Source organism: Streptomyces sp. NPDC088733, assembly GCF_044751185.1.
Classification (GTDB): Bacteria; Actinomycetota; Actinomycetes; order Streptomycetales; family Streptomycetaceae; genus Actinacidiphila.
This window is the reverse complement of the sequence record NZ_JBIVLH010000031.1, coordinates 14,580-35,692: the sequence shown is the minus strand read 5'-3', so window position 1 is coordinate 35,692 and position 21,113 is coordinate 14,580. Positions and strand designations below refer to the sequence as shown.

General features: G+C 72.2%; 17 protein-coding genes and 1 pseudogene. 9 read left to right on the top strand and 9 right to left on the bottom strand.

Annotated elements, in window-relative coordinates:
- Nucleotides 1-325 precede the first annotated feature (325 nt).
- The 3 genes from ACIP64_RS36545 (at nt 326) to ACIP64_RS36535 (ending at nt 5,820) form a co-directional block, all read left to right on the top strand.
- Nucleotides 326-2,854, top strand: a complete 2,529-nt coding sequence (locus ACIP64_RS36545; protein WP_401595762.1) for an ATP-dependent Clp protease ATP-binding subunit — start codon at nt 326-328, stop codon at nt 2,852-2,854.
- 331 nt (nt 2,855-3,185) lie between these two features.
- Complete coding sequence (locus ACIP64_RS36540) at nt 3,186-4,841, top strand: ricin-type beta-trefoil lectin domain protein (RefSeq protein WP_401595759.1); 1,656 nt, start codon at nt 3,186-3,188, stop codon at nt 4,839-4,841.
- Nucleotides 4,842-5,145: 304 nt separating this feature from the next.
- Nucleotides 5,146-5,820, top strand: coding sequence for a M23 family metallopeptidase (locus tag ACIP64_RS36535; RefSeq protein WP_401595756.1), 675 nt, complete (start codon nt 5,146-5,148; stop codon nt 5,818-5,820).
- A 62-nt stretch (nt 5,821-5,882) separates the two neighbouring features.
- On the opposite strand, the pseudogene ACIP64_RS36530 reads toward ACIP64_RS36535, so the two are convergent.
- Nucleotides 5,883-6,455, bottom strand: a pseudogene (locus ACIP64_RS36530) (TetR/AcrR family transcriptional regulator); the annotation flags it as partial.
- Between the two features lie 124 nt (nt 6,456-6,579).
- Between ACIP64_RS36530 and ACIP64_RS36525 the strand changes: the two are divergent.
- The 3 genes from ACIP64_RS36525 (at nt 6,580) to ACIP64_RS36515 (ending at nt 9,175) form a co-directional block, all read left to right on the top strand.
- Entirely contained in the window at nt 6,580-8,142 is a 1,563-nt protein-coding gene (locus ACIP64_RS36525; RefSeq protein ID WP_401595753.1) for an MDR family MFS transporter, read from the top strand.
- Between the two features lie 90 nt (nt 8,143-8,232).
- The gene (locus tag ACIP64_RS36520; RefSeq protein WP_401595750.1) at nt 8,233-8,649 is read left to right on the top strand and encodes a helix-turn-helix transcriptional regulator; all 417 of its coding nucleotides are present in this window, start codon (nt 8,233-8,235) and stop codon (nt 8,647-8,649) included.
- 55 nt (nt 8,650-8,704) lie between these two features.
- Nucleotides 8,705-9,175: a VOC family protein gene (locus tag ACIP64_RS36515; protein ID WP_401595747.1), complete on the top strand. Its 471-nt coding sequence runs from the start codon at nt 8,705-8,707 to the stop codon at nt 9,173-9,175.
- A 13-nt stretch (nt 9,176-9,188) separates the two neighbouring features.
- Here the strand turns inward: ACIP64_RS36515 and ACIP64_RS36510 are convergent, their stop codons facing one another.
- From ACIP64_RS36510 to ACIP64_RS36490, 5 genes are all read right to left on the bottom strand, one after another.
- A complete protein-coding gene (locus tag ACIP64_RS36510; protein WP_401595744.1) occupies nt 9,189-10,442 on the bottom strand; it encodes a sensor histidine kinase in 1,254 nt (417 codons plus the stop codon).
- A gap of 5 nt (nt 10,443-10,447) precedes the next feature.
- Nucleotides 10,448-11,131, bottom strand: a complete 684-nt coding sequence (gene cseB / locus ACIP64_RS36505; protein ID WP_401595741.1) for a two-component system response regulator CseB — start codon at nt 11,129-11,131, stop codon at nt 10,448-10,450.
- A complete protein-coding gene (locus tag ACIP64_RS36500) occupies nt 11,124-11,876 on the bottom strand; it encodes a hypothetical protein (RefSeq protein ID WP_401595739.1) in 753 nt (250 codons plus the stop codon). Before ACIP64_RS36500 ends, cseB begins: the two co-directional genes overlap by 8 nt.
- Complete coding sequence (locus ACIP64_RS36495) at nt 11,861-12,430, bottom strand: SigE family RNA polymerase sigma factor (protein ID WP_401595736.1); 570 nt, start codon at nt 12,428-12,430, stop codon at nt 11,861-11,863. Before ACIP64_RS36495 ends, ACIP64_RS36500 begins: the two co-directional genes overlap by 16 nt.
- Before the next feature lie 157 nt (nt 12,431-12,587).
- On the bottom strand, nt 12,588-13,466 hold the full coding sequence (locus ACIP64_RS36490; protein ID WP_360910322.1) for an A/G-specific adenine glycosylase: 879 nt from the start codon (nt 13,464-13,466) through the stop codon (nt 12,588-12,590).
- Nucleotides 13,467-13,661: 195 nt separating this feature from the next.
- On the opposite strand from ACIP64_RS36490, the gene ACIP64_RS36485 reads away from it, so the two are divergent.
- Complete coding sequence (locus tag ACIP64_RS36485; protein ID WP_401595732.1) at nt 13,662-14,492, top strand: hypothetical protein; 831 nt, start codon at nt 13,662-13,664, stop codon at nt 14,490-14,492.
- Between the two features lie 72 nt (nt 14,493-14,564).
- Here ACIP64_RS36485 and disA read toward each other — a convergent pair whose 3' ends face one another.
- Both disA and radA read right to left on the bottom strand, forming a co-directional pair.
- A complete protein-coding gene (gene disA / locus ACIP64_RS36480) occupies nt 14,565-15,695 on the bottom strand; it encodes a DNA integrity scanning diadenylate cyclase DisA (RefSeq protein ID WP_360910326.1) in 1,131 nt (376 codons plus the stop codon).
- A gap of 66 nt (nt 15,696-15,761) precedes the next feature.
- On the bottom strand, nt 15,762-17,150 hold the full coding sequence (gene radA / locus ACIP64_RS36475) for a DNA repair protein RadA (protein WP_401595729.1): 1,389 nt from the start codon (nt 17,148-17,150) through the stop codon (nt 15,762-15,764).
- Nucleotides 17,151-17,376: 226 nt separating this feature from the next.
- Here radA and ACIP64_RS36470 point away from each other — a divergent pair, with 226 nt between their 5' ends.
- Complete coding sequence (locus ACIP64_RS36470; RefSeq protein ID WP_401595726.1) at nt 17,377-19,074, top strand: sigma-70 family RNA polymerase sigma factor; 1,698 nt, start codon at nt 17,377-17,379, stop codon at nt 19,072-19,074.
- Here the strand turns inward: ACIP64_RS36470 and ACIP64_RS36465 are convergent.
- Nucleotides 19,071-19,922 carry a hypothetical protein gene (locus ACIP64_RS36465; RefSeq protein WP_401595724.1) on the bottom strand — a complete coding sequence of 284 codons (852 nt, stop codon included), beginning with the start codon at nt 19,920-19,922 and terminating at the stop codon, nt 19,071-19,073. The genes ACIP64_RS36470 and ACIP64_RS36465 overlap by 4 nt on opposite strands.
- A gap of 101 nt (nt 19,923-20,023) precedes the next feature.
- Between ACIP64_RS36465 and ACIP64_RS36460 the strand changes: the two genes are divergently transcribed.
- Nucleotides 20,024-20,962, top strand: a complete 939-nt coding sequence (locus ACIP64_RS36460) for a Ppx/GppA family phosphatase (protein WP_401595721.1) — start codon at nt 20,024-20,026, stop codon at nt 20,960-20,962.
- Nucleotides 20,963-21,113 lie beyond the last annotated feature (151 nt).

The window sequence follows — 21,113 nt, the reverse complement described above, 5'->3', positions numbered from 1 at the left end:
CGCCTGTAGCAGACAGCGGGCGCGCTTCTCGCATGGACTGTCGGTGGGAGCGGGTAAGAAAATACCTAGTGGGAAGGGACGACGGTCGTGTCGGACAGGCGGGGCGTTCGCCCTCGGCGTACTGGACAAAGGGCTATCCGCCTGGCCTGCGGGAACATCGTCTCGCACCATCAAGTTGTGGCTGTTGTCGACGGCGCGGGGGGTAAACGACCTCGCGAGGTGTCGACGGTTGAAGTGAGCTGCCCCGCTGTGCGGGACTAGCATGCGGAAGGACAGGGAGGGGACACGCCCCTAACTGCCCGACCGCTCTGAGGAGCGATTAACGATGTTCGAGAGGTTCACCGACCGCGCGCGGCGGGTTGTCGTCCTGGCTCAGGAAGAAGCCCGGATGCTCAACCACAACTACATCGGCACCGAGCACATCCTCCTGGGCCTTATCCACGAGGGTGAGGGTGTCGCCGCTAAGGCCCTGGAGAGCCTCGGGATTTCGCTCGAGGCGGTCCGCCAGCAGGTCGAGGAGATCATCGGTCAGGGCCAGCAGGCCCCTTCCGGTCACATCCCCTTCACCCCCCGGGCCAAGAAGGTCCTGGAGCTGTCGCTCCGTGAGGCCCTCCAGCTCGGCCACAACTACATCGGCACGGAGCACATCCTGCTCGGCCTGATCCGCGAGGGTGAGGGTGTCGCCGCCCAGGTCCTCGTGAAGCTGGGCGCCGATCTGAACCGGGTGCGGCAGCAGGTCATCCAGCTGCTCTCCGGCTACCAGGGCAAGGAGGCCGCCACCGCCGGCGGTCCCGCCGAGGGCACCCCCTCGACCTCGCTCGTCCTGGACCAGTTCGGCCGCAACCTCACCCAGGCCGCTCGTGAGACCAAGCTCGACCCGGTGATCGGGCGCGAGAAGGAGATCGAGCGCGTGATGCAGGTGCTGTCGCGCCGCACCAAGAACAACCCCGTCCTCATCGGCGAGCCCGGCGTCGGCAAGACCGCCGTCGTCGAGGGCCTGGCCCAGGCCATCGTCAAGGGCGAGGTCCCCGAGACGCTGAAGGACAAGCAGCTCTACACGCTGGACCTCGGCGCCCTGGTCGCCGGCTCCCGCTACCGCGGTGACTTCGAGGAGCGCCTGAAGAAGGTGCTCAAGGAGATCCGCACCCGCGGCGACATCATCCTGTTCATCGACGAGCTCCACACCCTGGTGGGTGCGGGTGCCGCCGAGGGCGCGATCGACGCCGCCTCGATCCTCAAGCCGATGCTCGCCCGCGGTGAGCTGCAGACCATCGGCGCCACCACGCTCGACGAGTACCGCAAGCACCTGGAGAAGGACGCGGCCCTGGAGCGCCGCTTCCAGCCCATCCAGGTCGCGGAGCCGTCGCTGCCGCACACCATCGAGATCCTCAAGGGCCTGCGGGACCGCTACGAGGCCCACCACCGCGTGTCCATCACGGACGCCGCCCTGGTGGCCGCGGCGACCCTCGCCGACCGCTACATCTCGGACCGCTTCCTGCCGGACAAGGCGATCGACCTGATCGACGAGGCCGGCTCCCGGATGCGCATCCGCCGGATGACCGCTCCGCCGGACCTGCGCGAGTTCGACGAGAAGATCGCCGACGTGCGCCGGGAGAAGGAGTCCGCGATCGACTCGCAGGACTTCGAGAAGGCCGCCTCGCTGCGCGACAAGGAGAAGCAGCTCCTTGCCGGCAAGACCAAGCGCGAGAAGGAGTGGAAGGCCGGCGACATGGACGTCGTCGCCGAGGTCGACGAGGAGCTGATCGCCGAGGTCCTGGCCACCGCCACGGGCATCCCGGTCTTCAAGCTCACCGAGGAGGAGTCCTCGCGTCTGCTGCGCATGGAGGACGAGCTGCACAAGCGCGTCATCGGCCAGAAGGACGCGATCAAGGCCCTGTCGCAGGCGATCCGCCGTACGCGGGCCGGCCTGAAGGACCCCAAGCGCCCCGGTGGCTCGTTCATCTTCGCCGGCCCGTCCGGTGTCGGTAAGACCGAGCTCTCCAAGACGCTCGCCGAGTTCCTCTTCGGCGACGAGGACGCGCTGATCCAGCTCGACATGTCCGAGTTCAGCGAGAAGCACACCGTCTCGCGGCTGTTCGGCTCCCCGCCCGGATACGTCGGCTACGAGGAGGGCGGCCAGCTCACCGAGAAGGTGCGCCGCAAGCCGTTCTCCGTCGTCCTCTTCGACGAGGTCGAGAAGGCCCACCCGGACATCTTCAACAGCCTGCTGCAGATCCTGGAGGACGGTCGGCTGACCGACTCCCAGGGCCGGGTCGTGGACTTCAAGAACACGGTCATCATCATGACCACCAACCTCGGCACCCGGGACATCTCCAAGGGCTTCAACCTCGGCTTCGCGGCCGCGGGTGACGTCAAGACCGGGTACGAGCGGATGAAGGCCAAGGTCGGCGAGGAGCTCAAGCAGCACTTCCGCCCCGAGTTCCTGAACCGTGTCGACGACATCGTGGTCTTCCACCAGCTCAGCGAGGAAGACATCATCCAGATCGTCGACCTCATGATCGCCCGGGTGGACGAGCGCCTCAAGGACAAGGACATGGGCATCGAGCTCAGCCCCGAGGCCAAGTCCCTGCTCGCCAAGCGCGGCTACGACCCCGTGCTGGGTGCCCGTCCGCTGCGCCGGACGATCCAGCGCGAGATCGAGGACGTGCTCTCCGAGAAGATCCTCTTCGGTGAGCTGCGCACCGGTCACATCGTGGTCGTGGGCACCGAGGGCGAGGGCGAGAACATCAAGTTCACCTTCCGCGGTGAGGAGAAGGTGGCCGTCGCCGACGCCCCGCCGGTCGAGGCGGCCGGCAGCGGCGGCTCGGGCCCGAACCTGAGCAAGGACGCGTAAGCGCGCCGTAGAACACCGGGGCCGGCCCCGTCCGTACACAAGTACGGGCGGGGCCGGCTCATTTGTGTTCCCGATGAACCCACCCTTGTTGTGCTCGTCTGATTTATGGAAAGGTGAGCCCTGCTCGCGCGCGGGAATCCTTCTGTCTTCCTTCTCCGTGGGCCGGTGTCGCGCCGTCATTCCCGCAGGCATTCCCGATGAGCCGATCCAGGCGAAGGGAGAGAGCACACCTCCCGGTGCCCCGGTCCCGCGTCCCCCCACGTAGCTGCGTGCCCGCCGGTGGAATGGTTCGTACTTTTCCCCGTGCGGCGAACGCGGAAGGAAACGCTCGTTGAAGGATTCGTTCTCCTCGAATTCCCCGCACCCCGGCCATTTGTTCGACGTTCCGGACGAGGCCCTGTCGGTGGAGCTCAGAAACTTCTCGGGAAAACCAGCCGTCCACCAGCCCTTCGAGGAGTTGCTGGCCCGCCATTGGCGGCCGGTCTTCGAGTACGCGGAGTTGTGCGCCGTCTCCGGGCACACGGCGGGCATCCTCGCGTCGGCCGCCTTCACCCGGGTCTTCGTCGACACGCTGCGGCTGACCGGGCCGTCGGCCGCATGGCGCCCGGAGCTCCTGGTCACCGTCCACCGCATCGCGGAGGAATGGGCCACCGACCGCCGGCGCGCCTCGCTCCACCGCGGGCTGCGGCTGCGCGGCGACCAGACCGATCCGCGCCTGGCCGTCCCGGACAACCGCCGGCTGGTCCACCGGGCGTTCCAGCGGCTCCCCGAACCGGCCCGCTGCCTGCTCTGGCACGTCGAGGTCGATGCGGAGACCCTCGCCGTGCCGGCCGCCCTGCTCGGCGTCGGCCAGGAGAAGGCCGCCGGGCAACTGGAGCTCGCGCGCACCCGCTTCCGTGAGGCCTGTGTCCAGGCCCACCGCGACCTGGCCCCGTACGAGAGCTGCCTGCAGTTCAGCCGGCTGCTCGACATCTCCGTCCACCGGGGCGGCGCCGGGCTCGTGCCCGATCTGCAGCGCCACATCGCCAAGTGCGACCACTGCCGCTACGCCGCCGAGCAACTCGACCACTCCGGCGAGCGTTTGGGCACGCTGATCGCCGAGGCGGTGCTGGTCTGGGAGGCACGGACCTATCTCGACTCCCGCCCCGCGCGCCGTGCGGCGCGTGACAACGATGCCGCGGCCGCGGCGGGCGGCCGCCCCGGCGGCCCGTCGGGGCCCCGGCACGGAGGCCGGCGCCGGAAGGCCGGCGGGCTGCTGCGCCGGCGGCCGGGAGCGGCCGGCGCGGCGGCCCTGGGGGTCGGCGGGGTCGTCCTGCTCGTGTCGGCAGTCGCCGGTATCGCCGGGCTCCTCTCGGACGGCGGCACCGACGACCGGGCCTCGGCGGGCGTCTTCCCGGGCGCGTCCTTCCCCGCCTCCGCCTCCCTCTCGGTCCCCGCCTCGCCCTCGGAGCCGGCCAGGGCGCCGGGCTCCGGCGCCGTCACCGCCGACCCGGTGCCGGGCGGGGGGCTGCGGGGGCGGCTGCGCAACCAGGGCAGCGACCTGTGCGTCGACCTGACCGGGCGCGGGACGGTCCTGGGCACGACGGCGCGCACCGCGGTGTGCGACTCCGCGGCCACCCAGTTCTGGACGTACGAACGGGACGGGCTGCTGCGCAGCGTCGCCGAGCCCTCGTACTGCCTCAACTCGCACCGGGGCGCGGCGCTCGAACTGGGGCTGTGCACCGCCTCGTTCGTCACCGGCGCCGAGGACGTGCGCTACGACCTGACGCTCACCGGCGACCTCGTGCCGCGCTGGAACCAGCAGCTGGCCGTGGCGCCCGACGGTGCGGAACAGGGGGCTGGGGTCGTCCTCGCGCCGCGCGACAGCCGCCCCGCGCAGCGCTGGTCCCTGGACGCCTCGGTGGTCCCGTCGCGCTTCCGGTCGGTCGCGGACGGCCGCACGGCCATTGTCCTTGCCGGGCTGAATTCCGCCGAAGAAAGGCTGTGACGGCTTTTCCCGATGCGTGGCGCGGGCCACAGGACTTTGGTCCCCAGGGGCGGCCTTTCGTCCCCCGGGGGCCATTTCCTTTGGTCCCGCGGGCGGTGACCTGACCCACGTGACCTGGGACACGTACGAAGGTCATTAGAGGAGTGCGGCCCGGTGGGGCAGGGGTCGGGGCCGCATCCGGGGAAATGCCTACTATGCGGAATAGTGGATGCGGGGGTTTGTCCCCGCCAGGAATACCGGGTTACCTGTGACTCGCGGCCGACAACCGCGAGGACTTTTCCGGCTATTTCCGCGAGGTAATTGCATGCTCAAGCCCAACTTCTCCAACTCCGTCATCCGCGGCCGCGGCGCCGTCGTGACCGCCGGCGTCGTGGCGTCGCTGGCGCTCGGCGCAGCGGGCACGGCCATGGCAGCCGGGACCCAGGACGCGGGGCTGCTGGGGACGGGCGCGGCCGGCAAGCTGGCGGAGGCCACCCGGGCCCAGGCCGACGGCCAGCAGCGCGCCGCCGTGGCGAACAAGGCCGAACACCAGCGCACCGTGCTGCACGCCGCGCACCAGGAGCAGCGGCTCTCCGCGGCCTGGATGACCCCGGTCAAGCACTACCAGCTCTCGGCCGGCTACATGAAGGACGGCGCCCACTGGGCGCACAAGCACTCCGGCCAGGACTTCGCCGTCGCCATCGGCACCGACGTGCACGCCGTGCACAGCGGCACCGTCGTGACGGCGGGCTGGGGCGGCGCGTACGGCAACAACATCGTCATCCGCCACGCCGACAACACGTACTCGCAGTACGGCCACCTGTCGAAGATCCAGGTGCGCGTCGGCGAGCACGTGAACACCGGCGAGCAGATCGCCCTGTCCGGCAACACCGGCAACAGCACCGGCCCGCACCTGCACTTCGAGATCCGTACGACCCCGTACTACGGCTCGTCGGTGAGCCCGCTGCCGTTCCTTCGGGCCGAGGGCGTCTCGGTCTGACCCTCCCGTGATCCCTCTTCCGGATCACCTGCTTCATCCGCTTCACCCGCTCCGCCCTGCCCCCGGTCACCCCGGTAGGTCTCGGCGATGAGCCCCTGGGCGACCTCGAGGACGGCTGCGCGCTTCTCCTCGGGGTCGCCCTCGATGTTCTGCATCGTGAACATGCCCGCGTGCATGGCGAAGACGGCGGTGATCGAGCGGACCTGGTCGGTCAGCGGCGCCTCGGGGTCGCGCAGCAGCGCGTGCACGGCGAACAGCTTGGACTTGAAGGCCTCGCCGATGCTGAGGTCGCGGACCGTGGCCTGGTTCTCCTGGATGAAGCGGAAGAGCGGCCCCGAGACCCACAGCGCCTCGCTGTAGCGCCGCAGCACCTCCTGCTTGGTCTCCAGGGTGCGGGGCTGGCCGGCCGCCCACTCGATCAGCTCGTCGACCGGGGAGGTCAGGTCCTCCACGATGCTGATGAGGATGTCTTCCTTGGTCTTGAAGTGGTAGTACAGCGCCGCCTTGGTGACGTCGAGGTGCTCGGCGATCTCGCGCAGCGACGTCTTCTCGTACCCCTGCTGGGCGAACAGCTCGAGCGCGACGTCCTGGATGCGACGGCGCGTATCACCTCTGCGCGTGTGCGGCGTGGCCATGGGCGAACTTTAACTTACTTGACGCCCGGCTAGTAAGCGGCTTACATTCAGGATGCCCGGGGCAACTAGCCGGGCGGCAGGTAAGCAACTCACGGCAAATGCGTGACAAGTAGGGGAGCTTGTAATGGCGGACACCGCCGAGGCACCGCAGCGCAGCGTGCGTGTGGTGTTGTTCGGGCTGATGATCGCGATGCTGCTCGCGATGCTCGACAACATGATCGTCGGCACGGCGATGCCCACCATCGTCGGCGAACTGGGCGGCCTGGAGCACCTGTCGTGGGTGGTCACCGCTTACACCCTTGCGACGGCCGCGTCGACGCCCATCTGGGGCAAGCTCGGCGACATGTACGGCCGCAAGGGCATCTTCATGGCGTCGATCGTGCTCTTCCTGATCGGCTCGGCGCTCTCCGGCATGGCGCAGGACATGGGCCAGCTGATCGCCTTCCGCGCCATCCAGGGCCTGGGCGCCGGCGGCCTGATCGTCGGCGTCATGGCGATCATCGGTGACCTGATCCCGCCCCGCGAGCGCGGCAAGTACCAGGGCATGATGGCCGGCGTCATGGCGGTCGCCATGATCGGCGGCCCGCTGGTCGGCGGCAGCATCACCGACAACTGGGGCTGGCGCTGGAGCTTCTACATCAACCTGCCGCTCGGTGTGGTCGCGCTCTTCGTGATCTCCGCGGTGCTGCACCTGCCGAAGAAGCGGGTCCAGGCCCGCATCGACTACCTCGGCGCGATCCTGCTCACCATCAGCATCACCTCGCTCGTCCTGCTGACCACCTGGGGCGGCAAGGAGTACCCCTGGGCGTCCGTCCAGATCTTCGGACTGCTCGCGCTCGGCCTGGTCGCGCTCGCCGCCTTCCTGTTCGCCGAGACCCGCGCGGCGGAGCCCGTGATGCCGCTGCACATCTTCCACAGCCGCAACTTCTCGCTGATCTCGGTGATCGGCTTCCTGGTCGGCTTCGTGATGTTCGGCGCGCTCACCTTCCTGCCGCTGTACCAGCAGACCGTCCAGGGCGCCTCGGCGACCAACTCCGGCCTGCTGCTCCTGCCGATGCTGCTGTCGATGATGGTGGTCTCGCTCATCGCGGGCCGGGTCACCACGCAGACCGGCAAGTACAAGATCTTCCCGATCATCGGCGGCGCCCTGATCACCGCCGGGCTCCTGCTCCTGTCGACCATGGACACCGGTACCTCCCGCTTCGTCTCCGGCGTGTGGATGGCCGTGCTCGGCGCCGGCATGGGCTTCCTGATGCAGATCACCATGCTGATCGCGCAGAACAGCGTCGAGATGAAGGACATCGGCGTCGGCTCCTCGTCCTCCACCCTGTTCCGCACCATCGGCGGTTCCTTCGGTGTCGCGCTTTTCGGCTCGATTTTCGTGGACAAGCTGCAGGACACCATGACCGCCCGGTTGGGCAACGCCGGGGCGGCGGTCGGCGGCGGGTCCGGCCAGATGGACCCGAAGAGCCTGGCCAAGCTGCCCGAGGCGGTACGGGACGCGTACCTCCACGCGGTCGCCAGCGGTACGCACTCCGTCTTCCTGTGGGGCGCGGCGCTCAGCGTCGTCGGCTTCGTCCTCGCGTTCTTCGTCAAGGAGATCCCGCTGCGCGGCGGCCCGGCCGCGAAGGCCCCCGAGGACAAGGACGGCGAGCAGGAGGTCATGGCAGCGGTCGAGGCCTTCTGAGCCCCGCCCCCGCCCGCCGCTTCGTCCGGCACCCGCAGTGACCCGTGCTCGCACGGGGGTCGTGTCCGACCCCCGTGCGAGCATCGTCGTATGGCGGTGAATCTCCGGCTCCTGCGGCAGCTGCGGCTGGCCAAGGACGCGATGGACCGCGACTGGGCCCAGCCGCTGGACCTGGACGCGGTGGCCGCGCACGCCGGCTACTCCCGCTACCACTTCGTGCGCTCCTTCAAAGCGGTGTACGGGGAGACCCCCGGGCAGTACCTGAGCCGGCGCCGCATCGAGCGCGCGCAGGAGATGCTGCGCACGGCGGACCTGGCCGTCACCGAGATCTGCACACTCGTGGGCTTCTCCGGCCTCGGCACCTTCTCCAGCCGCTTCAAGCAGCACACCGGGCTCACCCCGACCGAGTACCGCCGCCGGCACCTCGGCCGCGGCGCGGCCCTGATACCCGGGTGCTACGCCCTGTTCTGGGCCGGCGGATTCCGCAATTCCGGAGAAGCGCCGTGAGGCGGCCCCCGCCTAGCGTGGAGGGGCAAGCACGCGACCCCCTCAGGAGCAGGTCATGACCACTGGGATCACCGGTATCTCCATCGTCACCGTCTGGGTGCAGGACCAGGAACGCGCCAAGGAGTTCTACTGCGACAAGCTCGGTTTCGAGGTCCGCACGGACATGAGCATGGGGGCGATGCGCTGGCTGACCGTGGGCCCCAAGGAGCAGCCCGACGTCGAGATCACCCTCATGGTGCCCGGCCCGCCCGCGCTCGACCCCGAGTCCGCCGAGCAGCTCAGCTCGCTGGTGGCCAAGGGCGTCCTCGGCGCGGGCGTGCTCCGTACCGACGACATCCACGCCACCTACCGCGACCTCAAGGGCAAGGGCGTCACCTTCCTCCAGGAGCCCCAGGAGCGCCCCTACGGCACCGAGGCGATCATGCGCGACGACTCCGGCAACTGGTTCAGCCTCACCCAGCGGCGCGACGGGCTGGACCTCAGCAAGGAGTGGGGCGAGGGCACGCAGGAGCGGATCGAGGGCTGAGCCCGGCCGCGGCCTAGTCCCGGGGGAGCAGCAGCCGGGCGACGGCGCCGCCGTCGGGGGCGTTGCGGAAGGTGAGGCGGGCGCCGAGGACGCGGGTCTGCCCGGCGGCGATCGTCAGCCCGAGGCCGTGGCCGCCGCCGCGGTCGCTGCTGCCGGTGCGGAAGCGGCTGGGGCCGTCGCGGAGCAGGGCCTCGGGGAAACCCGGGCCGTGGTCGCGGACCTCCAGGTAGGGGCCGTCCACCGTGACCTCGACGGGCGGCCTGCCGTGCCGCACGGCGTTGCCGAGCAGATTGGCCAGCACGCGCTCCAGGCGCCGGGGATCGGTGCGCACGACCGCGTCGTCGCGCACGTCCACGGTGGCCGAGGGGGCGACGGCGGCGACCCGGCGGCGCACGAAGCCACCGAGGGCGACGTCCTGGAGATCGGCCTGCTCGGCCGCGCCGTCGAGCCGGGCGACCTCCAGCACGTCCTCGACGAGGGTGCGCAGCGCCTGCGCCCGGTCCCGGACCAGTTCCGCGGGGCGCCCCGGGGGCAGCAGTTCGGCGGCGGTGACCAGACCCGTCACGGGGGTGCGCAGTTCGTGGGCGATGTCGGCGGTGACCCGGCGCTCGGCCTCCAGGCGCCCGGCCAGGGCGTCCGCCATGGCGTCCACCGCGCGGGCGAGTTCGTCCGTCTCGTCGCGGACCCGGCCGCCGATGGCCTCCCGGACCCGTACCCGGGTCTCCCCGTCCGCCACCCGGCCGGCGGCCACGGCGGCCTTCCGCAGCCGGCGCGAGAGCTGGCCGCCGATGAGGACGCCGAGCGCGGTGCCGCCGACGACGACCGCGGTGGAGCCGATGACCAGCGCCTGGTCCAGATCCTCCAGGACCGAGAAGCGGTCGGTGAAGGTGGTCTTCAGCGAAAGGATCTTGCCGTCCGCGAGCGGGGTCTCCGCCCACACCACCGGCGCCCCGCCGGTGTCGGCGACAAAGGTGGCCCGCTTGCCCTCGCGCGCCAGCCGGGTCAGCGGGGCGGGCAGCGCCGGGTCGTTCAGCTGGGCGTCGATGGTGAGCCGGCCGGTGGACTCGTAGATCCGCTGCGCGAACTGCACCCGCTCGTTCTGCACGTCGCGGGAGTTGTCGATCATGCTGGCGCGGGCCGCGTTGTGCACCACCAGGCTCAGGACGAGCGCGACCAGCGCGGAGACCACGGCGATGGCCGCGCACACCTTCCAGCGCAGACCGATCTTCGGCAGTGGGCGGAGCCTGCCGGCCCGGCGTGCGGTCACCGGGCTCAGCCCCGCAGCTTGTAGCCGAAGCCGCGCACGGTCTCGATCCGGTCCTGACCGACCTTGGCCCGCAGCCGCTGCACATGGACGTCCACCACGCGCGTGTCGCCGCCCCACGCGTAGTCCCAGACCCGCTCCAGCAGCCTGTCCCGGGAGAGCACCGTGCCGGGCGCCGCCGAGAACTCCAGCAGCAGCCGCATCTCCGTCGGGGTCAGCGCCAGCCGCTCGCCGCCGCGCCGCACCTCCATGCCCTCCGGGTCCACCTCCAGGTCGCCGAAGGCCAAGACCCCGGTCCCGGCCGGCTCCTCGCCGGCGGCGGCAAGCCGGAAGCGGCGCAGCACGGCCCGCATCCGGGCGGTGAGCACGGCCCCGTCGAAGGGCTTGGTCACGTAGTCGTCGGCACCCGCCTCCAGGCCGAGCACCACGTCGATCGCGTCGGCCCGCGCCGACAGCATGATCACCGGCACGGTGGACTCGTCCCGGATGCGCCGGCACAGGCTCACCCCGTCCAGCCCCGGCACCATCACGTCCAGCAGCGCCAGATCGGGCCTGCGGGCACGGAACGCGTCCAGCCCGGACAGCCCGTCGGGCACCGCGGTCACCTCGAAGCCGTCCCGCTCCAGCGCCAGGGTCGTGGCCTCGCGGATGACGTCGTCGTCCTCGACGAACAGGACGTGCGTGTCAGCCATGGGAGGTGTCCTCGGTGCCGCTCTCGTAGTCACGGTGGCTGAAGGAGGTCTCGGAGAAGCGCCTCCCGTTCCACCGGTAGGTGGTGATGTCCTCGCCGGAGGGGTTCGACACCGCGTCCTGCGGTTCGTAGACCTGGTGGGTGACCTTGAGGGCGCCGTCGCTGATCTCGGCGTAGACGGGGGGCTGCTCGTCGGCGAAGACGTTGACGTACCGGCCGTGCTCGCGGCGGTAGACGTACGCGCCGATGCCCACCCCGTCGCCGCACGTCGAGACCGTGACGACGAGGTCGTCCGCGCCCCTGCCCGTCAGGTCGCCGTAGCGGTCGTCGACGGGGTACAGCGGCCCGGGGGCCGGGGAGGGCGCCACCGTGGGGGCGCTCCCGGCGGCGCCGTCGCGGGTGGCGTCGAGGGCGGTCGAGCCGGGGACCGAGGAGGCGGCCACGCACGCCACCAGCCGCGCGCGGATGTCCTCGGCGACCTTGGGGTCGGACTGCACCAGGCGCACCGCGTTCGCGACAGGCGTGCGCGCGGGGCCCGGGGAGACGCCGTCGGAGGACCGGCGCGCCGGCGCGACCGGTGTGACACCCGTGGACAGGGGGCCCGGCCCCGGGAGCGCGGAGGCGAGCGCCGTGCCCTCCTCGCGGACCCCGCCGGCGTCACGGCAGCCGGTCACCGCGACCAGCGCCGACCCGCACACCGCGACCGCGGCGACGGCGGCGCCGACCGGGACTATGCTGCGGCGCACACACCCTCCGTCCTGACGACTCCGGGCCCTTCGGACCTTCCGTACCCATTGCTCTGCCGTTCGAGGTCGGCGCGCAGTCGCGCCAGCGCCCGGTGCAGTGTGCTTTTCACGGTACCCACCGACATGCCCAGAACGTGAGCGGTCTCCTCCGTGCTCAGCTGCCGGTAGTGGCGCAGCAGCACCACCTGGCGCTGCTTGGGCGCCAGGTGCTGCAGCGCCTCCAGCAGCATGGCGCGGTCCGCGCGCTGCTCGGCGCCGTCGTCGACGGCGCTCTCGGGCAGTTCGGGGGTCGGCACCTCCTCCAGGCGCCGGGCCCGCCACCACTCGGTACGGGTGTTGATCATCACCCGGCGCATGTAGGCGTCGGCGAGGTTCTTGTCGGCGATGTCGTCCCACCGGGGGAAGGTGCGGGCGAGCGCGGTCTGGACGAGGTCCTGCGCCTCGATCGGGTCGGGGACGAGACGGCGGGCGCTGCGCAGCAGGGCGTCCTGACGGCTCCGTACGTACTCCTCGAAGTCCATCACCTGGGCTGACCCCTCGGCGTTCGCCCCCATGGCGTTCCTCCGCTCCGCGCGTTCCATCACGACGCGGCCGACGCTACGGAGGGCATGTACGGCTTTCGCCACCGCAGCCGCACAGCGGCCGCACAGGAACCCATCGGTTGTGTAACGGGCGGGCTTTCCGGCCCGGGGTGGGAACGGGGGCGCCTGCTCAGCCCGGCAGCCGGTACACCCCGCCCGCCAGGGGCTCCACCAGGCCGTCGGCGACCAGCCCGTCCAGGGCCCTGGCGCGCTGCACCGGCTCGTGCCAGACCGCGTCCAGGGCCGCCTGCGGCACCGGGGCGGTCGCGTCGCGCAGCACCGCCAGCAGCTTGCCGCGTACCTGCCGGTCGGTTCCCGCGTACGTCTGGCCGCGGCGCGGTGGGCCCTCGTGCGCCGGGGAACCGGCCAGCCGCCAGGCGCACTGCGCGGCGATCGGGCAGCGCACGCACTCCGGGCCGCGCGCGGTGCAGACGAGCGCTCCCAGTTCCATCGTGGCGGCGGCCCAGCGGGCCGCGGTCGCCTCGTCGGCGGGCAGCAGGCGCTGGGCGACCTTGCGCTCGGCGGCGGTCGTGGCGTTCGGCGGGTACTCCACGCCGGTCACCGCGCGCGCGAACACCCGCCGCACATTGGTGTCCAGCACCGCGTGCCGCTGCCCGTACGCGAACGAGGCGACGGCCGCCGCCGTGTACTCGCCGATGCCCGGGAGGGCCAGCAACTCGCCGTGGTCGGTGGGGACTTCGCCGTCATGGAGGTGGGCGATCGCGGTGGCGGCGGCGTGCAGCCGCAGCGCCCGGCGCGGATAGCCCAGCCGGCCCCAGGCGCGGACCGCCTCGCCGGAGGGCTCGGCGGCGAGCGCGGCCGGGTCCGGCCAGCGCTCCAGCCACTGCTCGTACACCGGCAGCACCCGCGCCACCGGCGTCTGCTGGAGCATGAACTCGCTCACCATGACGCCCCAGGCGCCTGCCTCGGGGCGGCGCCACGGCAGGTCCCGGGCGTTCTCGTCGAACCAGTCGATCACGGGGGAGTGGAGATCACGGTGCTCGCTCATAGCGTCATCGATCCTACGGCCCCGGAACCCGCCCGGCAGGCAGGGGAGATCTGCTGATCAATCACACAAGTTGCCTGCGTGCCGCGCGTGCCTTGGTCCGATTCAAGGGAAAGCGCATAAGGTTTGCGCGTGGGCTCTGTGCGCAATCCCGTGGGACCTCTCCCGTCGTCCATCTACTGGCGACGACGGGCGGTTGTGGCGCTCCTCCTCCTGGTGATCACCGCGTTGGTGGTGTGGGCCGTCAACTTCCGTGACGGAGGCGGCGGAAGCAGGGCGGGCGGTCCCGGCGGTCACACCCCCGTGCCCTCCATCACGCCCGGTCCGTCCGCCAGCGGGCCGCTCAACAGCTCCCGTCCCGGCGGCTCGATCGGCGGCTCCTCCTCGGGCGGCGGTTCCAGCGACGGCGCCGGTGACTCCGGTGCCACGGACGGCAGTTCGTCCGGCGGCGGCACCGGCGACACCGGTGGCAGCGACGCCGGCGGCAGCTCCGGCGACTCCGGCGCGAACGGGGGTTCGGCCGACGGCGGCACGGACTCCTCCTCCGGCGGCGGCTCCTCCAGCGGGGTCTCCGGGAGCGGCGGCAGCGGCAGCGGGGGCGGCGTGCAGCTGCCCGCCGGCTCCAGCCTGCCGAACTGCGCCGCCTCGTCCGTCACGCTCGGCCTGCGCAGCGAGCGGAACTCCTACGAGCCCGGCGAGAAGCCCACGTTCGTGCTGACCGCCACCAACTCCTCCGACGTCAGCTGCAAGCTGGACTTCGGGCCGGCCGCCGCCGTGTTCACCGTCTCCGACACGGACGACAACCACCGCTGGGCCAGCGACGACTGCCCGAGGAACCGGTCCGGCTACCTGCTGCAGGTGCCGGCGCACAGCTCGACCACCTACGAGCTGCGCTGGGACCGGACGACCAGCTCGCCGCAGTGCGCGACCCCCAAGGTCAGGACCGCACCGCTGGGCACCTACCTGGTCGAGGCGAAGCTGCCCGGCTTCCAGGCCAAGCAGACGTCCTTCGTCCTCAAGGACGCCTGACCGGGACGGACACCAGGCCGGCGCGGCACCCCGGGACACCCCGGGCGGCGGGCGCCGGCCCGGTCGCCGGACTCAGACGTAGCGCTCCAGGATCGAGGACTCCGCCAGGCGCGACAGGCCCTCGCGGACCGAACGGGCGCGGGCCTCGCCGACGCCGTCGACGGTCTGCAGATCGTCCACGCTGGCCGCGAGCAGCTTCTGCAGTCCGCCGAAGTGCTCCACCAGGCGCTCCACGATCGTGTTCGGCAGCCGGGGCACCTTGGCCAGCAGCCGGTAGCCGCGCGGGGAGACCGCGGAGTCCAGCGCCTCGGGGGAGCCGGCGTAGCCCAGCGCCCGGGCCACGGTGGGCAGTTCGAGCAGTTCGCCCTGGGGGAGCGAGTCCAGCTCGGAGAGGGCCTCGGTGACCGTGCGGCTGCGCTTGGCGGTCGGCTCGGGCACGTAGTCGCGCACGACGAGTTCCCGCTCGGGCTCGACGCCCGCGATCAGCTCGTCCAGCTGGAGCGAGAGCAGCCGGCCGTCGGTGCCCAGCTCGACCACGTACTCCGCGATCTCGGTGGCGATCCGGCGCACCATCTCCAGGCGCTGCGCGACCGCGGTGACGTCGCGGACCGTGACCAGGTCCTCGATCTCCAGGGCGGACAGCGTGCCCGCGACCTCGTCCAGCCGCAGCTTGTAGCGCTCCAGGGTGGCCAGCGCCTGGTTGGCGCGGGAGAGGATCGCCGCGGAGTCCTCCAGGACGCGGCGCTGACCGTCGACGTACAGCGCGATCAGGCGCATCGACTGGCTGACGGAGACGACCGGGAAACCGGTCTGGATGGAGACCCGCTGCGCGGTGCGGTGGCGGGTGCCGGTCTCCTCGGTGGGGATCGCGGCGTCCGGGACGAGCTGGACGCCGGCCCGCACGATCTTGGTGATGTCCTTGTCGAGGATCAGGGCGCCGTCGAGCTTGCACAGCTCGCGCAGGCGCGTCGCGGAGAACTCGACGTCCAGGACGAAACCGCCGGTGCACAGCGACTCGGTGAGCTTGTCCATGCCCAGGACGATCAGGCCGCCGGTGTTGCCGCGCAGGACCCGTTCCAGGCCGTCGCGCAGGCTGGTGCCGGGAGCCACGGCGCTCAGGGAGGCGCGCATCAGGCTGTCAGTACCGGAGCCCTCGCGACCCCAGGCTTTCCCGGGAGCTGCCGCCCGGTCATTGGCTGCCACTGCTCTCCTCCGGTCGTACGGATGCCCGGATGGGCGAGACCAGGGCAAAGTTTACCGTCGGAAGGCTCAGGGACGGGGGGCCCTCTTGGGCAGGACGCGCAGGGCGTCCCCTATGTCCGTCACTTCCGTCACCTTCATCCCCGTCGGGATTTTGCCCGGGTCCGGCGGAACGAGGGCGTGGGTGAAGCCCAGCCGGGCCGCCTCGGCGAGCCGCCGCTGCACGCCGGTGACCCTTCTGACCTCGCCCGCGAGGCCCACCTCGCCCACGGCGACCAGGTTCTTCGGCAGCGGGGTGTCGATCGCGGCGCTCGCCAGCGCCAGGGCCACGGCGAGGTCCGCGGCGGGCTCGCCGAGCTTCACCCCGCCGACGGTGGCGGTGTAGATGTCCTGCTTGCCGATCGACCGGATGCGGCCGCGCTGCTCCAGCACCGCCAGCATCATCGACACGCGCGAGTTCTCCAGGCCGGAGGTCGTACGGCGCGGCGAGGGGATCTGGGTGTCCACGGTCAGCGCCTGCACCTCGGCGACCAGCGGGCGCTTGCCCTCCAGCGTCACCGTCAGGCAGGTGCCGGGCACCGGCTCGTCGCGCCGGGTCAGGAACAGGCCCGAGGGATCGGCCAGGCCCGTGATGCCCTCGTCGTGCAGTTCGAAGCAGCCGACCTCGTCGGTGGCGCCGTAGCGGTTCTTGATGCCGCGGATCAGCCGCAGGCGGGCGTGCCGGTCGCCCTCGAAGGACAGCACCACGTCCACCAGGTGCTCCAGCAGGCGGGGCCCGGCGATCGCGCCGTCCTTGGTGACGTGGCCGACGAGCAGCGTCGACATGCCGCGTTCCTTCGACGCCCGGATGAGCGCGCCCGCGACCTCGCGGACCTGGGCCATGCCGCCGGGGGCGCCGTCGATCTCCGGTGAGGCGACGGTCTGCACCGAGTCCAGGACGAGCAGCGCGGGCTTGACGTCGTCCAGGTGCCCCAGCACCGCGGAGAGGTCGGTCTCGGCGGCGAGGTAGAGATCGTCGGACAGGGCGCTGATGCGGTCGGCCCGCAGCCGCACCTGCGACGCGGACTCCTCACCGGTCACATAGAGCGTGCGCGCCTGGGGCCCGGCCGCCTTCGCGGCGACGTCCAGCAGCAGCGTCGACTTGCCGACGCCCGGCTCGCCCGCGAGCAGCACCACCGCGCCGGGGACCAGCCCGCCGCCGAGCACCCGGTCCAGTTCCGGCACGCCCGTGCCGCGCGCGGTCGCCTGGCGGCCGTCCACCTGCGCGATCGGCTTGGCCGGCGTCGTGACGCGGCCCGCCGCGGTCGTGCGCACCGGCGAGGCGCCGCCGTACTCCTCGATCGTGCCCCACGCCTGGCACTCGCCGCAGCGGCCGAGCCACTTGACGGTGGTCCAGCCGCATTCCGTGCAGCGGTAGGACGGTCGGTCCTTCGAGGCGGGGCGAGTCCGGGCAGCCATGCGGTGCACGGTATCGGTTGCCACTGACAGAGCAGGCAGCGCCGGCAGCGCCGACCGCGTTTCCAGCAGCCCCGGCACCGCCCGAAAGCGCTCGCGCACACGGGCGAGAGGTCGCCCCCGGGGGTGATCGGGGTGTGCTCTTTCGGGGGGGATCACCACCCAATTGGGTTAAAGCCCGCCGTGACGGCTGAGGGTGTACGGACCGTGGGCCTACCGTCACGGAGTGATGAGCAGCAGGCCTGAGACACCCTCGCAGACAACCGGCGCGCACCGCCGACACCGCGCGCCGGTCCAGCGCGGCCGCGCCGCGGCGGGCGGCGGGGCCGGCCCGGCGGCGGGACGGCGGCGGCCGCACGGCACGCTGCCCTCGCAGCCGCCCGCCCACTACGAGCCGTACCTGGACGGGCTGTTCACCTACTGCCTGTCGGTGCTGTGCGAGCACGACGCCGCGGCCGTGGCCCTCGGCGACGTCCTGGCCGTCGCCGAGCGGCAGCGCGCCCGGCTGCGCGACCCCGAGCTGCGCCGCCCCTGGCTGTACGCGCTGGCCCGCTGGGCCTGCCTGCGCACGCTGGCGGACGGCCGCCCGGTGTCGGTGAAGGCCTCCGCGGAGGTGGCCGCCCGGCGCCGCGGCGAGCTGTCCGCGCTGGCCTGGCCCGAGGCGGCCGGCACGACGCCGGAGCAGCGCGAGGTGCTGGAGCTGGCGGTCCGGCACCAGCTGGCCCCGCACGAGGTCGCGCTGGTCGTCGGCCTGGAGCCGGACGCCACGAGGGCGTTGCTGGCGCAGGCCGCCTGCGAGGTGGAGCGGACCCGGGCCGCCCTGGCCGTCGTCGAACTGGGCAACTGCCCCGCGGTCGCCCGGCTCGCCGGGGACGCCCGGGTGCTGCTCGGCACGGCCCTGCGCCGCGAGCTCGTCCACCACGTGGACGTCTGCTCGCACTGCCGGCTCACCGCGGAGCGCGCGGTCGCCGCCGGCCCGTGGCCGGGCCTGGCCACGACTGCCGCGACCGCCGTGCTGGCGACCGTCGAGGCACCGCGCTCGGCCGCGTACGCCGCCCTGCTGCACGCCATGCGCGGCGGCATCGGCCGCACCCGCCAGGGCACCCCGCGCTTCGACCGGCACGGCTTCCCCATGGACCTGAAGGAACGCACCGCGCGCCGCGCCCGGATGCGGCACCGCGCGGTGACCTCCACGGTGGTGGCGGCCGTGGTGGCGGCCCCGGTGCTGGCGCTGTGGGCGGCGTACCACGGGGCGCCGCTGGCCCCGGGGCAGAAGGGGGAAGGTTCCTTCACCGCCGCCGAGGGCGAGGGGCCGGACGGCTTCCCGTACGAGAAGGCCGGTGTGGCGGGCAGCGCCGAGCGCGGGCGCTCCCAGCGCGGCGGCCACGGACGGCTGTCGGTGTCGGTCGCCTCGGCCTCCCCCGCGGCGGAGGACGACGTGTCCGCGCCACCGTCCGGCAGGGACGATTCGGCATCGCCGTCGAGCTCCCCCAGCAAGGCCGGCGACCCGGGCGGCGGCCACGGCGGCCGCCCCGGCCACCGTCAGGGACGCCTCGTCATCGCCGCCCGCAGCGAGGGCGACGTGACCGTCATCACGCTCAAGGCGGAGGGCGACCGGGCGGTGCGCTGGTCGGCGGCGCGGTCGGCGCCCTGGCTGCGGCTCAGTCGCCGCCACGGCATGCTGCGGCCGGGGGACACCACGACGATCACGGTGTCGGTGGACCGCGACCGGGAGCCGGCGGGGGCATGGACGGCGCGGATCGTCTTCGACCCCTCGGGCGGCGTCGTCACCATCAACGGGACGGGGACCCCGTCGCAGCCGCCGTCCTCCCCCGACCCCTCGCCCCCGCCGTCCACGTCGCCGACGCCGGATCCCTCACCGTCCGGCTCGCCCAGCGGCGAGCCGTCCGGATCCCCGTCGTCCTAGCCCTGCTCCTGCTCTTGCTCCTGCGGCCGGCTCCGGTCCCGCAGCGGGGCCGGGTCGGCCGGGTGCGGTGCCATCGGCAACAGGGAGGCGAGGCGCTGCTCGCAGAGCTCGACGAGCGCCGCGTAGCCCTGCGCGCCCATGAGTTCGGTGAGTTCCGCGCGGTACGAGACATAGACCGGGTCGCCCGCGCCGTGCGCCGAGCGCGCGCCGGTGCACCACCAGTGCAGATCGTGGCCGCCCGGGCCCCAGCCGCGCCGGTCGTACTCGCCGATGGAGATCTGCAGCACGCGCGTGTCGTCGGGCCGGTCGATCCAGTCGTACGTACGGCGGATCGGCAGCTGCCAGCAGACGTCCGGCTTGGTCTCCAGCGGCTCGCGGCCCTCCCGGAGCGCCAGCAGGTGCAGCGCGCAGCCCGCGCCGGCCGCGAAGCCCGGGCGGTTGAGGAAGACGCACGCGCCCTTGTGGCGCCGGGTCTGCCGGTCGCCGTCCTCGTTGACCTCGGCCCAGCCGCCCTTCGCGCCCTCCTGCGCGGCGACGTCGTGGAACTGCCACAGCTCGGGGGTGAGCCGGTCCACGTGCCCCGCCACCCGCTTCTCGTCGTCGTCGTCCGAGAAGTGCGCGCCCAGGGTGCAGCATCCGTCACTCGCCCGACCCGCCTGGATGCCCTCGCAGCCGCTTCCGAAGATGCAGTTCCAGCGCGAGGTGAGCCAGGTCAGGTCGCAGCGGAAGATCTGTTCGTCGTCGGCCGGATCGGGGAACTCCACCCATGCGCGCGGGAAGTCGAGGCCGACTTCGTCCTCGGTCACCGGGTGTTCCTGCCGCTTCGTCGCCTTTTTCGCCTTCGCCACGATGTCAGGGTAAGCATGTGGAGCATCTTCAGTGGTCACCCGCGCGGCAGCGCGCACCCCGCATGTCCCGGGAAACCACCCGGAGCAGTAGGTTTCCGGGCATGAGACTCGGTGTCCTCGACGTGGGTTCCAATACCGTCCACCTGCTGGTCATGGACGCGCACCCTGGTGCGCGCCCGCTGCCCGCCTACTCCCACAAGGCGGAGCTGCGGCTGGCGGAGCTGCTGGACGAGCGCGGAGCCATTTGCGAGGACGGCGTGCGGCGGCTGGTCTCCCAGATCGCCGACGCGCTGATGGTGGCCGAGGACAAGGGCGTCGAGGAGGTCCTGCCGTTCGCCACGTCCGCGGTCCGCGAGGCGGCCAACGGCGACGAGGTACTGGCCCGGGTGGCCGAGCAGACCGGTGTCGATCTCACCGTGCTCTCCGGCGAGGACGAGGCGCGGCTCACCTTCCTGGCCGCCCGCCGCTGGTTCGGCTGGTCCGCGGGACGGCTGCTGATGCTCGACATCGGCGGCGGCTCGCTGGAGGTCGCGTACGGCATGGACGAGGAGCCGGTCGCCGCCGTCTCCCTGCCGCTCGGCGCGGGCCGGCTCACCAGCGGATGGCTCCCGGGCGACCCACCCGCCGGTGACGACGTCCGCTCGCTGCGCAAGCACGTACGGGCCGAGATCGCCCGCACCGTCGCCGGGTTCAGCCGCGTCGGGGCGCCCGACCACGTCGTCGGCACCTCCAAGACCTTCAAGCAGCTCGCCCGCATCGCCGGCGCCGCCCGTTCCGCCGAGGGCCTCTACATCCAGCGCACGCTGACCCGCAAGTCGCTCGCCGACTGGGTGCCCCGGCTGGCGGCGATGACCGAGGGCGCCCGCAAGGAGCTGCCCGGCGTCTCGGAGGGCCGCGCCCGGCAGTTGCTCGCCGGCGCCCTCGTCGCGGACGCGGCGATGGACCTGTACGGCGTGACGGAACTGGAGATCTGCCCCTGGGCGCTGCGCGAGGGCGTCATCCTGCGGCGGCTGGACCTGATGGTCAGCGAGCGGGTCTGACCGTTCGGCGGCCCGCTGCGGACTCGTGCGGAACCGGCGTCCCGCGCCGTGTCGATCGCGTCACGTCGGTCCGGTGCGATGTGCCGTTCGGCGGACCGGCCGCCGTACGCTGTTCCCCGTGGCAGCCCCTGACCCTGTGGACCCGAACGAA

Bases quoted from the DNA above. Each gene is read 5' to 3' on its own strand.
- ACIP64_RS36490 (WP_360910322.1), bottom strand. From the start codon at position 13,466: ATGAGCGAGCACCGTGATCTCCACTCCCCCGTGATCGACTGGTTCGAC.
- ACIP64_RS36460 (WP_401595721.1), top strand. From the start codon at position 20,024: ATGAGACTCGGTGTCCTCGACGTGGGTTCCAATACCGTCCACCTGCTG.
- ACIP64_RS36520 (WP_401595750.1), top strand. From the start codon at position 8,233: ATGGCGGTGAATCTCCGGCTCCTGCGGCAGCTGCGGCTGGCCAAGGAC.
- radA (WP_401595729.1), bottom strand. From the start codon at position 17,150: ATGGCTGCCCGGACTCGCCCCGCCTCGAAGGACCGACCGTCCTACCGC.
- ACIP64_RS36515 (WP_401595747.1), top strand. From the start codon at position 8,705: ATGACCACTGGGATCACCGGTATCTCCATCGTCACCGTCTGGGTGCAG.
- ACIP64_RS36495 (WP_401595736.1), bottom strand. From the start codon at position 12,430: ATGGGGGCGAACGCCGAGGGGTCAGCCCAGGTGATGGACTTCGAGGAG.
- ACIP64_RS36525 (WP_401595753.1), top strand. From the start codon at position 6,580: ATGGCGGACACCGCCGAGGCACCGCAGCGCAGCGTGCGTGTGGTGTTG.
- ACIP64_RS36470 (WP_401595726.1), top strand. From the start codon at position 17,377: ATGAGCAGCAGGCCTGAGACACCCTCGCAGACAACCGGCGCGCACCGC.
- ACIP64_RS36545 (WP_401595762.1), top strand. From the start codon at position 326: ATGTTCGAGAGGTTCACCGACCGCGCGCGGCGGGTTGTCGTCCTGGCT.
- ACIP64_RS36535 (WP_401595756.1), top strand. From the start codon at position 5,146: ATGCTCAAGCCCAACTTCTCCAACTCCGTCATCCGCGGCCGCGGCGCC.
- cseB (WP_401595741.1), bottom strand. From the start codon at position 11,131: ATGGCTGACACGCACGTCCTGTTCGTCGAGGACGACGACGTCATCCGC.